Annotated in this window: 15 protein-coding genes and 1 pseudogene; 7 read left to right on the top strand and 9 right to left on the bottom strand. The window is 58.3% G+C overall.

The window, feature by feature from the left end; genetic code table 11:
- Positions 1–161: 161 nt before the first annotated feature.
- From C7477_RS07470 to C7477_RS07455, 4 genes are all read right to left on the bottom strand, one after another.
- Positions 162–1,052 carry a peptidoglycan-binding domain-containing protein gene (locus C7477_RS07470; protein ID WP_110750682.1) on the bottom strand — a complete coding sequence of 297 codons (891 nt, stop codon included), beginning with the start codon at positions 1,050–1,052 and terminating at the stop codon, positions 162–164.
- Positions 1,027–2,862 carry a sensor histidine kinase gene (locus tag C7477_RS07465; RefSeq protein ID WP_181418373.1) on the bottom strand — a complete coding sequence of 612 codons (1,836 nt, stop codon included), beginning with the start codon at positions 2,860–2,862 and terminating at the stop codon, positions 1,027–1,029. Before C7477_RS07465 ends, C7477_RS07470 begins: the two co-directional genes overlap by 26 nt.
- Positions 2,863–3,217: 355 nt before the next feature.
- Entirely contained in the window at positions 3,218–3,700 is a 483-nt protein-coding gene (locus C7477_RS07460; protein ID WP_110750678.1) for an RES family NAD+ phosphorylase, read from the bottom strand.
- Positions 3,697–4,128: an antitoxin Xre-like helix-turn-helix domain-containing protein gene (locus C7477_RS07455; protein WP_110750676.1), complete on the bottom strand. Its 432-nt coding sequence runs from the start codon at positions 4,126–4,128 to the stop codon at positions 3,697–3,699. Before C7477_RS07455 ends, C7477_RS07460 begins: the two co-directional genes overlap by 4 nt.
- 159 nt (positions 4,129–4,287) lie before the next feature.
- Here C7477_RS07455 and C7477_RS07450 point away from each other — a divergent pair, with 159 nt between their 5' ends.
- Both C7477_RS07450 and C7477_RS07445 read left to right on the top strand, forming a co-directional pair.
- Positions 4,288–4,647: a hypothetical protein gene (locus tag C7477_RS07450; protein WP_110750674.1), complete on the top strand. Its 360-nt coding sequence runs from the start codon at positions 4,288–4,290 to the stop codon at positions 4,645–4,647.
- 121 nt (positions 4,648–4,768) lie between these two features.
- Positions 4,769–5,203, top strand: a complete 435-nt coding sequence (locus C7477_RS07445; protein WP_110750999.1) for a SufE family protein — start codon at positions 4,769–4,771, stop codon at positions 5,201–5,203.
- 60 nt (positions 5,204–5,263) lie between these two features.
- Here C7477_RS07445 and C7477_RS07440 read toward each other — a convergent pair.
- Positions 5,264–5,761, bottom strand: a pseudogene (locus C7477_RS07440) (DUF6456 domain-containing protein); the annotation flags it as partial.
- A 44-nt stretch (positions 5,762–5,805) separates the two neighbouring features.
- Positions 5,806–6,264 carry a helix-turn-helix domain-containing protein gene (locus C7477_RS07435; RefSeq protein ID WP_110750670.1) on the bottom strand — a complete coding sequence of 153 codons (459 nt, stop codon included), beginning with the start codon at positions 6,262–6,264 and terminating at the stop codon, positions 5,806–5,808.
- A 215-nt stretch (positions 6,265–6,479) separates the two neighbouring features.
- Here C7477_RS07435 and C7477_RS07430 point away from each other — a divergent pair, with 215 nt between their 5' ends.
- Entirely contained in the window at positions 6,480–6,770 is a 291-nt protein-coding gene (locus C7477_RS07430; protein WP_110750668.1) for a cytoplasmic protein, read from the top strand.
- A gap of 10 nt (positions 6,771–6,780) precedes the next feature.
- Here the strand turns inward: C7477_RS07430 and msrQ are convergent, their stop codons facing one another.
- The 3 genes from msrQ to C7477_RS07415 form a co-directional block, all read right to left on the bottom strand.
- A complete protein-coding gene (msrQ, locus tag C7477_RS07425) occupies positions 6,781–7,434 on the bottom strand; it encodes a protein-methionine-sulfoxide reductase heme-binding subunit MsrQ (protein WP_110750666.1) in 654 nt (217 codons plus the stop codon).
- Position 7,435: 1 nt separating this feature from the next.
- Entirely contained in the window at positions 7,436–8,374 is a 939-nt protein-coding gene (gene msrP, locus C7477_RS07420) for a protein-methionine-sulfoxide reductase catalytic subunit MsrP (protein WP_110750663.1), read from the bottom strand.
- A gap of 283 nt (positions 8,375–8,657) precedes the next feature.
- A complete protein-coding gene (locus C7477_RS07415; protein WP_110750661.1) occupies positions 8,658–9,086 on the bottom strand; it encodes a Ros/MucR family transcriptional regulator in 429 nt (142 codons plus the stop codon).
- 556 nt (positions 9,087–9,642) lie between these two features.
- On the opposite strand from C7477_RS07415, the gene msrB reads away from it, so the two are divergent.
- From msrB to C7477_RS07395, 4 genes are all read left to right on the top strand, one after another.
- Positions 9,643–10,056: a peptide-methionine (R)-S-oxide reductase MsrB gene (gene msrB / locus C7477_RS07410; RefSeq protein ID WP_110750659.1), complete on the top strand. Its 414-nt coding sequence runs from the start codon at positions 9,643–9,645 to the stop codon at positions 10,054–10,056.
- 110 nt (positions 10,057–10,166) lie between these two features.
- Positions 10,167–12,293, top strand: coding sequence for a S9 family peptidase (locus tag C7477_RS07405; RefSeq protein ID WP_110750657.1), 2,127 nt, complete (start codon positions 10,167–10,169; stop codon positions 12,291–12,293).
- A 45-nt stretch (positions 12,294–12,338) separates the two neighbouring features.
- Positions 12,339–12,665: a hypothetical protein gene (locus C7477_RS07400; protein WP_110750655.1), complete on the top strand. Its 327-nt coding sequence runs from the start codon at positions 12,339–12,341 to the stop codon at positions 12,663–12,665.
- A gap of 332 nt (positions 12,666–12,997) precedes the next feature.
- On the top strand, positions 12,998–13,405 hold the full coding sequence (locus C7477_RS07395; RefSeq protein ID WP_146226075.1) for a DUF2335 domain-containing protein: 408 nt from the start codon (positions 12,998–13,000) through the stop codon (positions 13,403–13,405).
- The last annotated feature ends 113 nt before the right edge of the window (positions 13,406–13,518 follow it).

The raw sequence follows: 13,518 nt of genomic DNA, 5'->3' as shown, positions 1-13,518 counted from the left end.
CGGACATCTCCCCCTCAAGGGGGGAGATTACGCTGTCATTACCGCTTCCGCCAATCATCAACATTCCCAGAATATGTGCCGTCATCGATGCAGGCCAATCTCCCCCCTTGAGGGGGAGATGTCCGGCAGGACAGAGGGGGGTATTGCTTGGAACTATCGCCTCAGCTTAACAACCCAATCTCTTTCATCTTGCCGATCAGCTCCGCATCGACCTGCCCGGTCACGTTCAGGCGGAAGAGTTTCTGGAATTCGCGGATCGCGTCCTGCGTGGTCTTGCCCGGTACGCCATCGACGGTCACCAGATCGTTGCCGAACGCCTTCAGCCCGGCCTGGACGCGGATGATTTCTTGCGATGAAACCGGAACTTCGGGTTGCGGTTGCGCCTGAGGCTTTTCAATCGCCACTGAGCGCGGGGCGACGCCGGCGGTGGTCGCGCGGTCGATTTGCTGCTCTGTCCGCTTTGCCCCGGTTCCGGTGGGCCGCGTCTGGGGAACGGCGATCGTTCCCGGTTCAGCCGGTTCGCCGGCGCGAATGCCGGCTCTCGCCTGCACCTCGCGCCAGGTTTCCAGCGCCTTGCGGGTCTGCGGGCCCGGAACGCCATCGACCGGTCCCTCATAGAAGCCAAGCGCGGCAAGCTTTTGCTGCAGCTTGGCGACCTCAGGATCCCCGCCCGGAGCTACCTCAAGCGCGGGCGCCGGCATTTCTTCTTCCCGGGGCACGGGTTGAGAGGCAGGCTCTGGAGCGGCTGCCTGCTTTTCCGGTGCGGCGGCCGGCATCGATGCTTCGCCGACAAGCTTCGGCGCGCGCGGCGCGGGTTTATAAATCAAGTCCGGCCGCGTCTTGAAGAACACGCCCTGATGCGCCTCGGGCTGATACCAGAGCGCATTGGCGGAAACGAAGCCGAGCGTCACGAGAAAGGCGATCGCGCCGCCGGTCGCCACCGGATTGCGCGCGATGAAATCGCCAGCCACGATCGCCATCGCGGACACGGTTGCGAACAACGCATCGAGAATGCGGCGGCCGAGACTACGCCGTTTTGCGGTTTTGCGCATAGGCGTCCCCTTGCTGACCGGTTTCTTCGCTGTCATGGCGCCTTTCCGCCTGGATGCGGTGGATATCGATCACCGTCCCGGCTTGTTCGTTCTGGTTTTGCAGACGATGCGCCAGCGGCCCATCGAGAGGCAGGCGGACCGTGACGATGGTGCCCTCCCCCTTTTTGCTGGCGATTTCCATCGCGCCTTCGTGCAGTTCCACCAGCCCCTTGACCAGCGACAGGCCAAGGCCGGTTCCCTCATGGGCGCGGGTATAGGCGTTATCGAGCTGCGTGTAGGGCTGGCACAGGCGGGCGAGGTCATCGGCGGCCATGCCTATGCCGGTATCGGCCACCGAGAAGACCAGCATCCGCCCGTTGCGCATGTCCTGCACCGCCGCATCGATGGTGACGCAGCCGCCCTTCTCGGTGAACTTCACCGCATTGGAGACGAGGTTGAACAATATCTGCTGCACCGCGCGCCGGTCGGCAACCAGATCGCCGATGCCGCCATTCAGCCTTTCGGACAGAATCACGCCCTTTTGCGCCGCCTGGCGCCCCATCACGCCGCAGCACAGATCGACCGCCTCGCTGAACTGGAACGCTTCGGGGAAAATGCGATAGGTGCCGGCTTCAAGCTTCGACATTTCAAGAATGGCGTTGACCACGTCGAGCAGGTGCGAACCCGCCTGATGAATAAGGCCGACATATTCACGCTGCTTCTCGTTCTGGAACTTGCACGGCATTTCATGCAGGAGCGCATCGGAAAAGCCGATGATCGAATTCAGCGGCGTGCGCAGTTCATGGCTCGTCGAGGCAAGGAACCGGTTACGGGAAAGCTCAAGATTTTCCGCCTCTTCGCGGGCCTGACGCAGCGCCTCGCGCGTCGCCTCGGCCTGCGAAATATCGCGCGCGACCATGGTGAAACCCGAAAGTTCGCCCACCTGCCTCGCCGCCACAGCTTCGATACGGAAGGGCCGGAAGGCGACCGAACGGACGCCGGTTTCCGGATCAGTATCGACGCGGCGCAGGCGTATCTCAATGCTGATGGCGCAGGCTGGGCTGATGGCTCGAGCTGGCTCGGCCATGCGGAGATCGGCCAGCAGGCTGAGATAAGTCACCCGGTCCGAGACATGGACACGGTCGAGAAGCGGCGTATTGATCAGAACCTGCCTCGGCACGCCGAAGAATTCCGGCGCCTTGATCGAAAGCGAGCGAACGACGCCATCCGGCGAGAGACGTATCACGACGCCATCGACGACAGCCTCGACATCATCATTCGTCTCGGGCGCAACTGTTTCCGCGCGCGCGCTGAAAATGCGCATCGCGCGCGCCAGGAGCGTAGCGACATAGATGAAGGTCAGGAGCGCGGAAATTGCCGTGGGGGTTATCGCCACCGTGGAGGTCTTGGCGATGAGCGCCGCGAAAACCAGCGCGCTTGCGGCAAGGCCAAGCCACATGCTGCGGCGGGTCCGACTGACGAACCAGCTTTCGAAAGGAATAGCGGCAGCCATGACCCAGAGCGCCGGATTGGCGGGAGCCTGACCGAAACCGGCAACGCTCAAGCCTCCGGCGTAAACGGCAAGCCCGGCAACGCCCACCAGCGACGAACGCGGGCTAAGCGAGACGAGCGCGCAGAGAATCATGGCCATTCCGGCGAAGCTGGCAATGGCGAGCCCAGCCTCGATGCTTCCGGAAACCGCGCCGCCCGCAAGGAAAGCCGCGAGGAGCGCAAGCGGCATGGCCCAGAACGCGGCGATCATGCGCTGCGTCGCGGCGTTATCGGCGGATTGTCCGATAGGCGCCCAGCGCCGGCAATAGCTGTCGAACATGCGTGCACCGCCCCCCATGCGGGCGGCTGCCGATTCTAACGTTTTCAGAAGGATGGCGTGCACTCTGCCGTACTCACTACAATGCGTGTCTGTGCTTGCCACAGCCCTCCTCAGCAATCGCAAATGGACATATGAGAATGGCTCCGGCTCGTCAGTGCAGATTGGCGCGGAGGCTTTAAGGAAACGATAAAGTACGCCCGGCCATCGGCAGGCGAGCCTGGTTTTGGCCGACGGCGGCATCGCTTTTTAGCGTATGGTAAACAGAGGGTTGCCCAGACGCGGCGGAATGCGGCGAGATAGCGGCAGCGAGGCCGCCTCGTGCTCCGAGGGGACGCAGCTGCGAAAGGGTGTATTCTTATGCGCCGAACAGCCGCCTATCCCAAAAGACCGGTTCGTGCAGGCTTGCCTCGATAGTCGCGAATTCCGGATGCGCGGGATTGATCAGCACATTGCGGTCGAGCCTTGCAATGATGCTCGGGACCAGAAGCACCGCGCTGCGTTTTTCCAAACACCAGCGCTCGCCAAATGCCTTGCTGACCGTCACCGGCATCGCGTCCCAACCGGGGAGAGACGGTGGTGAAAAGACCTCGTAGCTCAGGCCGCGCGGAAGAGTGATTCGGACATAATGCTGGTTTGGCGGCATTTCCTCAGCGGCCCGCGCCAGTTTTTCCAGCAAGGCGGTGGAATAATACTCGCTGCTATAGATCAGCGGGCTTTCGGACGTGTTCCATCGTCCCGGCGCCAGTGTCGATCCGGTCGCATCGAAGATGGGATAAATTCCGTCCGGGTCGCCGATTCTGAAGCAGGATAGCGTCCGGTCAAGAATTTGCGCCCTCACGGAGCGGTACCATATTTCAATCCACCCAATATATCGCAAACCAGTTCGGCGCCAAGTTCGCTCTGAATAGTTACATCGATCGGACGTTTATCTTCGAGCATCATATGATGACGGAACAGAAAGCGGCGCACAGGCTCCTCACTCTTCCATATGTCCATCGCCACGCCCCATACCCGCGCCACGCGTACCAGTCTTGCCCCTTCTTCCGGCGACAACCGGCGGGCTTTCTTGCGCCGTTCATAGGTCGCCTTCGGGATGAGCCTATATTTGAACTTGGCATCATTGGGCGCCAGAAGATCTGCGATATGTTGAACAGCGCCGACCGGCAAGCCCTCTTCGATACGGTCGATGAGGCCGAAGAGCGACCCCTTCGCCTTTTCGCTCGCCGGTAGTCCGAGAACATCAGCGATATCGGTAAAATGGAACATGGTCACCCCCGTTTCATCTGAGAGCAAATTTAGTCTCAGTTGAGAAACTGCACAAGTTTTTTGATTTCGTTCAAATTTGAATCGAATTTGCCCGGTATTTTCAATTCGATCTTTTCCTCCGTCTGGCATTGTAGCGGGTAAGGAAATAAAGGCAGGCATATGCGCTTTCTTCTAAAAATGGCATTCTGGATGACGCTGGCTTTCGTGGTTCTGCCGCAAACGCCGCTTGCCGAATTGCAGCGTGACATGGCGACATGGGCTGGCGTGACGTTTTCAGACGACTTGTTTTCAGACGACTTGGCCATCGAACCGGCCAAGACGGTGGAAAAGGCAGCCAAGACGCTTTCAACCGCGACAGAGAAGTTTGCCACGGCGAAGGAGAAACTTGAGGATCTCAGCTCGTTTTGCGCGCGCAATGCCTTCCTTTGCGAGACGGGCAAGGCGGCGGTTTCTCAAGGTATGGAAAGCGTTTTGACGGAAACGGCTGATCCCGCCCATACCGGAACCGTGAAACGCTAAAGCAGTTTGCGGAAAAACCGGACGCCAAGTGTTCCACCTGGCTGCCAAATGCTTATTTCCAGCCGCATTTAATGCGACGCCAAGTGTTCCCACTTGGCTGCAAAATGCTTATATGAGCCGCATGACCCAGACGATTGACGATATCATTGCCGATTTCGACATGCTTGACGAGTGGGAAGACCGCTACCGCTACGTGATCGATCTTGGCCGTGATCTGAAACCTTATCCCGAGGATGCTCGCGATGCGGCCCACAAAGTGCAGGGTTGCGTCAGCCAGGTCTGGCTCAAGACCCAGATCGGCCAAGGCGCGGATCCGGCGATTGCTTTCCTTGGCGATTCCGATGCGCATATCGTGCGCGGTCTCGTGGCCATCGTGCTTGCGCTTTATTCCGGCCGCAGGGCCTCGGAGATACTTGCCATCGACGCGCAAGGCATCCTCAAGACCCTCGGGCTTGATGAGCACCTGACCCCGCAACGCTCGAACGGCTTGCGCGCGATGATTGCGCGCATCCGGACGGAGGCGCAAGGTGCCATGGCCAGGGAAGGCGTGCGATAGGCAGGCAGGAACTCTGGTTCCAGCCGCCTCTGCCCGACCGAAGACCTGCCTTACTTCGCGCTATCCAATCTGCGGCCTGTAATCCTCCGTGCCCCATTGCACGATGGTTTGGCTCCCTGGTTTCGACGGGCCGCTCCTTTGATGATAATGCCGGTCAAGCGCGCCCAGCGCCGCCTTGAGCAGCAGCTTCGCCGAGCGTACCGGCCAGAGCCTTTCGCGCTCCACGGTTTCCAGCCCTTTCAAAAAACAGCAAACATCGACAAGCACACCTGACAATTCCGGCCCCACCGCGTCTATTGCCTTCTGGACACGGAAGCGCGAGGCAAGCGCAGCGTCGGTCAGTTCCGCGGTGCCGTTCGCGCCGGTCCGGTTGCGCCCGCCCACGCCCGTTTCCCAATTGGCGCTCGTGCGCGGCATCAGGTTTCCCCGGGTGAAATCGGCGCGCAGCCGTTCCCCCGCCACGAATTCTTCGGCGGTCAGAAACGGTTTCCCATCCGCGCCCTTGCGCCGGTAAAGCTGACTCAACGGCGATTCGGCAAGATTGATGCTGACGGCCTGCATTTCCCCGTCGATTTCAACCATGACGGTGCATATATCCTGCTTCATGCGGCCCTCCCCTCATTGAGGAAGGTGGCCGCCGACAGGCGCTCGAATGCTGCGAGGATTACGTCAAATTCCTTATTCTCGCGCGCGTCCTCGATCAGATGACAGGCGTGCATGACAGTGGAACGGTCGCGACCGAACCCCCGCGCCACCTCCGTCATCGTCATGCTCAAAATTGTGTGTGCGACATACATGCCGATCTGCCGCACCCGCGCCACTTCACGCCGGCAGCGCTCGCCGGAACGCAGCTCATGGCCGGGAACTCCGAAAAATGCAGCCAGAATGTCGATAAAGGCATCGCAAACTTCCACCATCTGGCCGCGTGGAACGCGCCTGCGACGACCCTCCCCCCAAGATTTGTCGATGGCCAGCAAGCGCCCGTGCCTGATCGCCAATGTCACGAGCACATCTACCGCCTCGGACCGCGTATGAATCACACCGGAAAACCCCAAAGACATTCTCTTTTCCCCCTGCTGGAAACTAGGAATATCTTCTTATATCGGGTACTGGCATTGCGTGGATAAGTTTTTTGTTATTCTCACGCAAATTCTAATTAAGCTTCTGCCAGACAAGGATTCTTTCTTCCGTTTAACATGGAGAGGTAGGAATTTATCCTCCGCATACCGCAACGGCATGAAACTGGTTATCCCACACCAGCAAGCGGACCCCACCCATGACCTCCCATCATCTCGCAGTGGAAGCCCAAGCGTTCCGGACGTCGAAGGAAAGACAGCGCGAGGATGCCATGCAGCGCGCAGCACTGCAAATCTTATGCGGCATTGATCTGGAGAGCGTTCTTGCTGCGCGGAAAGACGAGAAAGCGGCGGCGATCCGCCGGCTGGAGCGCCTGATCGAACGCGAGCGGCTCAAGGGAACGGGGGGCCACTGGAGCTACGATCTCAACCGCCATATCGCGCTGAAACAGGCGTTCGACAGGATAAGGGCGACCATGTCGCCCGCTTAGACGCTGAAATCTAGCGCGCGGCGCTCATTCGCATCGATTTGCGCCATTTCAGGAAGTACGGGCGCAATATCCTCCATGCCAGGAGTATCGCAATGATGGCCGCGTAGATTATCGGCTCTGGCCGCCAGGTTTTCAGCGAGAGCATGAAATGGAGGGCGCCGCCTGCCGCCGCCACATAGATGAGGCGATGCAGCTTCACCCAGTTGGCACCCAAGCGCCTGATCGACCAGGCATTGGACGTGACGGCGAGCGGCACCAGAAGCGCGAGGCTGGCCATGCCGATGGTGATGAACGGCCGCTTGGCGATGTCAGCGATCACTGCGTTCAGGTCAAGCGCCTGATCGAGGATCATGTAGACGCTGAAATGCATGAGCACATAATAGAACGCAAGCAGCCCGAGCGCCCGGCGATAGCGCAGCAGATTGATGGAGAAAATGTCCCGCAGCGGCGAGACCATGAGAGTCAGGATGATGAAACGCAGTGCCCACAGCCCGAGACGGTGCTCGAATTCCTTGACAGGATCAGCACCCAGCCCGCCGGTGCTGCCGAGATAGAAGGCCCATAGCGCCGGCAGAAGCCCTACGCCATAGAGCGCCCAAACGAACGCCTTGCCATGATTTTTAGCGCGCCGGGCTATATCGGTGCCAATCTCAATAGCCCGCATCTCAATAATTGGCCTTCAAATCCATGCCGGCATAGAGCGAGGCGACCTCTTCGCCATAGCCATTGAACGGCAAGGTCTCGCGCCGCCCGGACCCGAAAAAGCCGTCCTCGCCGATGCGCCGCTCCGTCGCCTGGCTCCAGCGCGGATGATCGACCTGCGGATTGACGTTGGCATAGAAGCCATATTCCTGCGCGTTCTGCAGGTTCCAGGATGTGGGCGGCTGCTTATCGACAAGGCTGATGCGCACGATCGATTTGATGCCCTTGAAGCCGTATTTCCACGGCACCACCAGCCGGATGGGAGCGCCGTTCTGGTTGGGCAGCGTTTCGCCATAGAGCCCCACGGCCAAAATTGTCAGCGGATGCATCGCCTCATCGAGGCGCAGCCCTTCGACATAAGGCCATTCGAGCGCCTGAAACAGGCCCTGTTGCCCCGGCATTTCTTCCGGTCGCACTACGGTTTCGAACGCCACATATTTCGCCGATGAAAGCGGCTCGACCTTGTTCAAGAGCGCGGAAAGCTGGAAGCCGGTCCATGGGATGACCATCGACCACGCCTCGACGCAGCGCATCCGGTAAATCCGCTCTTCCAGCGGCATCGTCGCGATCAGATCTTCGATATCGAACTCGGCTGGCTTGGCAACGAGGCCATCCACCTTCACCCGCCATGGCTTCGGCTTGAAGTTATCGGATTTGGCCGCCGGATCGGCCTTGTCAGTGCCGAACTCATAAAAATTGTTGTAGGTGGTCACGTCCTTGAGCGGCGTCAGCTTTTCATCGGTAGCATAAGGGCCTGGCTTCGCTTTAAGCGCTTCCGCCCGCGCTCCCGACACGCTGATCAGCCCGGCAGCGACCGCGCCAGCCAGAAACTCCCGGCGGCGAAGATAAATGCTCCTGGGTGTGATCTGCGAGGATGGGACAGGCGGGCTACGGTAGGCCATGCGTCTTTCTCCAAATCTCTATTGGAATATTAGGGCAAAATAAAAACGGCGTCGAGGCGCCGTTTTTAAACTTGGGGGGAGAGGCCGGGAGGGGACCCGGCTGATCCATTGTCGACTGGCTTGAGCTACATGCCAATCACGAAAAGTCTACAACTTTTCGGGATCATGCCGCTTGTCCTGGCCGCATGATCTTGTCCGAAAAGTCTGCAACTTTTCGGGATCATGCCGCTTGTCCTGGCCGCATGATCTTGTCCGAAAAGTCTACAACTTTTCGGGATCATGCTCAGGCATTCTTACGCTTGCGTCCAAGGCCCATGTTCTTGGCCAATTGCGAGCGGGCAGCGGCATAGTTGGGCGCGACCATCGGATAGGTCGGGTCCAGATCCCATTTCTCACGGTACTGTTCAGGCGTCATGCCATAGTGCGTCATCAGATGGCGCTTCAACGACTTGAACTTCTTACCGTCTTCAAGGCAAATGATATAATCATCGAAAATCGACCGCTTGGGATTGACGGCCGGTTTTGGCTTTTCGATAACCGCCATCGCTTCTTCACGGGTACCGACGCGACCGAACGCGGCATGTACTTCCGCGATCAGCACAGGCAATTCCCCTGCTCGAACGGAGTTGTTGCTTACATAGGCAGCCACAACCTCTGCGGTCAAACCGAGCAGTACGTCATCAGTAGAATCATTAATCTCAAGATGTTCCATCAAACTTCCCTCATTATACACCCGCGGAAATATCCTAAGATATTCCCCCGAGGGCATCCACTCTTCAGATGCTGGCAGCAGATCAATTCTTTTGGCTGTGCCTAGCCCATCCCGCGCGAGGCGACCATATCGCCAAGGAAAACCGATCTGTCAATTAATTTGTACTACGACGTGGCTTTTCTTTCCAATATTTAATAAAGTAACATTACATATCAGCGATCACAAAACAACCACACATACATGCTATACCAATGAAACAACCATAAGAAGTTGTGACAATATTTTGACTAAATTATATTGAATATATTTTCAAGTCAATCCGTGAAATGGGTAGACGCGGCCTCCTGCTTTCGATGTAGCGTTCATTAAAAAGCGGAGCATTACGTCAAATTTCCGGCGGCATGAAAATAATTCCGAGCCGATCGTACTCCAAAAATTGCGATGCGACAATTGAGATAGGCGATGCGACAATAAGAAACAGCTGCGCCGCATGCGGTTGTCGAAACCGCCGCTCGAACATAAGTATGGGGCACTCCAAAATTTCAGAGGAACAGCCATGAGCGCGACTGGACAAAGACCGTTGAAGGTAGTGAAGACCGATGCGGAATGGCGCGAGCAGCTGACCCCGGTTCAATATCAAATCACGCGGCAGCACGGCACCGAGCGCGCGTTCTCCAGTCCCAATTTCGACAGCAAGCTGAAGGGGATATACAAGTGCGTCTGCTGCGGACGGTCGCTTTATTCCTCGCAAGCCAAATATGAATCCGGGACGGGATGGCCAAGCTTCTTCCAGCCGATCGAGCCGGATGCGGTGATGGCCGTCGAGGATGTTTCCTACGGCATGGTGCGCACGGAAATCCGCTGTGCCGATTGCGACGCGCATCTGGGCCACGTCTTCCCCGACGGGCCGCCGCCCACGGGCCTGCGCTATTGTATGAATGGGAATGCGTTGGTTTTTGAGGAGGATTGAATTTTAAAGCTCGCGCCAACCTTCCCCCTTGCGGGGAGGGAGAACGCGAACCGGCCCCGCGCTACGTTTCGTCGTTTCATTATAGATAGCTTCCCCACCCGAGGTTCCCCATGACCAAACCCCTCTTCCCCGCCCTCCCCGCCCCCACCACTTCCAAGAACCCGGTCAGCGATACCCGGCACGGCATCACCCGCACCGATGATTACGCGTGGCTGCGGGCGGAGAACTGGCAGGAGGTGTTCAAGGACGCTTCCGTTCTCGATCCCGCGATCCGCGCGCATCTGGAGGCGGAGAACGCCTTTCACTCCGCCCTGATGGACGACACGCAGGCATTGCGCGAGACGCTCTTCGCGGAGATGAAGGGGCGCATCAAGGAAGACGATTCGTCGGTCCCCTACAAGGACGGCCCTTACGCCTACGGCAGCTCCTTCAAGACGGGCGGGCAGCAACCGCGCTTCTTCCGCACGCCGCGCGATGGCGGCGAGGAGAGCATGCTGCTGGATGGCGATCTGGAAGCTGAGGGCAAGACCTATTTCCGCCTGGCGTCCGCCGACCACTCACCGGATCACAAGCGTCTCATCTGGGGTTTTGACGACAAGGGCTCGGAGTTCTATTCGCTCAAGGTGCGCGATATCGAGACTCTCAAGGATTTTGACGACCTCGTCACCGATACCAATGGCGGCGGCGTCTGGGATGCGGCGAGCGAAGGCTTCTTCTATACGCGGGTCGATGAAAACCATCGTCCATCGAAGCTCTTTTATCACAAAATCGGCACCGCCCAACAGGAGGACAGGCTTGTTCATGAGGAACTTGATCCGGGTTTCTTCATGGGCGTGGGCGGCAGCATGCTCGACGATTTCATTTTCATCGCCATCGGCGACCACGAAACCTCGGAAGATTGGATCATTCCGGCCGACACCCCCCTTGCCAAGCCACGCCTCGTCGCAAAACGCGAAACCGGCGTTGAATACAGGCTTGCCGAAGGCGGGGACGTCTTCTTCATCCTGACGAACCTGGGCGGCGCGAAGGACTTCAAAATCATGAGCACGCCCGTCCATGCGCCCGAACGGGAAAACTGGACGGAGGTCGTGCCGGAAAAGCCGGGAACGATCATCTTGAATCATGCCGCCTATCGAGACTTCCTCGTCTGGCTGGAGCGTCATCAAGGCCTGCCGCGCATCGTCATCCGTGATCGCAAGACCGGTGAAGAACACGCCATCGCATTTGCGGAAGAGGCCTATTCGCTGGGGCTGCAGGGAAGCGCGGAATACGATACGGACATTATCCGTTTTTCCTATTCTTCGATGACGACGCCGGCGCAGGAATTCGACTACAATATGCGCACCCGCGAGCGCACACTGCTCAAGACGCAGGAAGTGCCTTCCGGGCACAATCCGGCGGATTATGTGACGCGGCGGCTACTGGCGCCTGCGCCGGATGGCGAGCTTGTCCCCGTCTCGATCCTCTACCACCGCGATACGCCGCTCGACGGATCGGCGCCTTGCCTGCTTTATGGCTACGGCTCCTATGGCATCACCATTCCGGCGAGCTTCAACACCAATTGCCTGTCACTGGCCGATCGCGGTTTCGTCTATGCCATCGCCCATATCCGGGGCGGCAAGGACAAGGGGTTCGCCTGGTACGAGAACGGCAAGCGGGACAAGAAGACCAACACATTCACCGATTTCATCGCCGCAGCGGAGCATCTGGTGGCGGAGAAATTTACCAGCCATGACCGGATCGTCGCGCAGGGCGGCTCGGCGGGCGGCCTGCTGATGGGCGCGGTTGCCAATATGGCGCCACAGGCTTTCGGCGGGATCATCGCCGAAGTGCCGTTTGTCGACGTGCTCAACACGATCCTCGACGAAACGCTGCCGCTCACGCCGCTCGAATGGCCGGAATGGGGAAACCCTGTCACGTCGGAAGCGGATTACGGCACCATCGCGTCCTATTGCCCCTATTCCAACGTCCGCGCGCAAGCCTACCCGCCGATCCTGGCGATCACCGGCTTGACGGACCCGCGCGTAACCTATTGGGAACCGGCGAAATGGGTGGCGAAGCTTCGGGCGTTGAAGACCGATAGCAACCCGGTCCTGTTCCGCATCAATATGGACGCGGGCCACGCCGGCGCATCCGGTCGCTTCTCAAGGCTGGAGGAAATCGCCCATAATTATGCTTTCGCGTTGAAAGTGACGGGGAAAACAACGGCAAAAGCAGCGGATATGGCAGAAGCCTAGGGCCGTTCCTATATCCTTGGAAATTCACATCCGAAGGATTTGAACATGAAACGTCTCGTACTTGCATTGCTCATGGGGTCAGCCGCAGTTTTGCCGCTTGCTCCATTCGCCGCCGAAGCAGCTGTTTTGAAAAATGTCAGCGAAGATGCCGGCCAGCGCTGCGACACACCGCCGGCGGGGAGCGGCGTGATCGTCGGCATCTTCAACGGTGTAAAGGAATCGCCGTTCCTTACCGATGATGACGCAAGGGTGCCCGTCAACGCGTTCCGTTGCTTCACCTCGATGCAGGAATGCCAAGGCTGGCTCTATACGATGCAGAGCAACTACAGCGATTTCGGCGCTCCGACGGCCGTGTTTTGCCAGGAGCATTGATTTTTTGTAGGATAAAATTGCCATATCGGAGAGATCAAGATTAGCCGCGCCCTGTGACAGAACGTTCATTTGATTTTTGTCGTGGGTAGTGCATATTAATGATATGTCAAAAGTCGCACATAAAAGCCGGACAATCCTTGCAAAGAGCCCCACGCGGCAGCGCGTCGGTCTCACAGGCAGTATTGTAACCGGCTTTGCTGCGCTCCTCGCTTTGACCGGACCAAGCAACGTTTCGACGCATTCGAGAAGCGTCAGCCCGACAAATTCCTTACGGGGGGATTTCGCGCGGATTGGCGCCGATATGCGTTCGGTCATCGTAAAAGAGCGCAAAGGTGAAAAAAACTCCCGCTAAAGGCACTTCGACGCCCCAACATATTGAAGAGGCGTACAAATCTCACGAACTTGAATTGAGCGCCATGTGGTCCGGGCCTCTGCCCCCGCCACAAATTCTTGAAGAGTTCAATCAGGTCGTCCCTAATGGTGCTGAACGCATCATAACGGCCTGGGAAAAGGAAACTGAGCATCGCCGGTCAATGGAGCGTCGAGAACTCGGCTTCGTTGCGCTTGAGGCTATTCTCGGCAAGATATTCGCTTTTCTATTTGTCCTCGCCGCCCTCAGCGTCTGCGCCTATGCGGCAGCGGCGGGAGCCGAATGGCTAGCCACGATACTCGGTACAGGCGTCATTGGCTCGGTGGTCTGGGCCTTCGTCAAGGTAAACCGTCCCAGAAATGGCGGATAAAGAAAACCCCGGCGCGAATGAACTGACCCCGTAAAGTTGGACAGTTTAAAGGCTGGGACGATTTAAGGGCTGGGTCCTGTATTGTACAGGGCTCAGCCCTTTGAGTTTCATTT

The organism is Paramesorhizobium leguminum (assembly GCF_003217235.1).
In the GTDB taxonomy this organism is placed as follows: Bacteria; Pseudomonadota; Alphaproteobacteria; order Rhizobiales; family Rhizobiaceae; genus Paramesorhizobium; species Paramesorhizobium leguminum.
Note: the sequence above shows the minus strand (reverse complement) of the source record. Positions and strands in the feature narration are given on the sequence as shown.

Excerpts from the sequence above, each read along its gene's own strand:
- C7477_RS07405 (WP_110750657.1), top strand. The coding sequence starts at position 10,167 with ATGACCAAACCCCTCTTCCCCGCCCTCCCCGCCCCCACCACTTCCAAG.
- C7477_RS07465 (WP_181418373.1), bottom strand. The coding sequence starts at position 2,862 with ATGTTCGACAGCTATTGCCGGCGCTGGGCGCCTATCGGACAATCCGCC.
- msrB (WP_110750659.1), top strand. The coding sequence starts at position 9,643 with ATGAGCGCGACTGGACAAAGACCGTTGAAGGTAGTGAAGACCGATGCG.
- C7477_RS07430 (WP_110750668.1), top strand. The coding sequence starts at position 6,480 with ATGACCTCCCATCATCTCGCAGTGGAAGCCCAAGCGTTCCGGACGTCG.
- C7477_RS07415 (WP_110750661.1), bottom strand. The coding sequence starts at position 9,086 with ATGGAACATCTTGAGATTAATGATTCTACTGATGACGTACTGCTCGGT.
- C7477_RS07400 (WP_110750655.1), top strand. The coding sequence starts at position 12,339 with ATGAAACGTCTCGTACTTGCATTGCTCATGGGGTCAGCCGCAGTTTTG.
- C7477_RS07435 (WP_110750670.1), bottom strand. The coding sequence starts at position 6,264 with ATGTCTTTGGGGTTTTCCGGTGTGATTCATACGCGGTCCGAGGCGGTA.
- C7477_RS07445 (WP_110750999.1), top strand. The coding sequence starts at position 4,769 with ATGACCCAGACGATTGACGATATCATTGCCGATTTCGACATGCTTGAC.
- C7477_RS07455 (WP_110750676.1), bottom strand. The coding sequence starts at position 4,128 with ATGTTCCATTTTACCGATATCGCTGATGTTCTCGGACTACCGGCGAGC.
- msrP (WP_110750663.1), bottom strand. The coding sequence starts at position 8,374 with ATGGCCTACCGTAGCCCGCCTGTCCCATCCTCGCAGATCACACCCAGG.
- msrQ (WP_110750666.1), bottom strand. The coding sequence starts at position 7,434 with ATGCGGGCTATTGAGATTGGCACCGATATAGCCCGGCGCGCTAAAAAT.
- C7477_RS07450 (WP_110750674.1), top strand. The coding sequence starts at position 4,288 with ATGCGCTTTCTTCTAAAAATGGCATTCTGGATGACGCTGGCTTTCGTG.
- C7477_RS07470 (WP_110750682.1), bottom strand. The coding sequence starts at position 1,052 with ATGCGCAAAACCGCAAAACGGCGTAGTCTCGGCCGCCGCATTCTCGAT.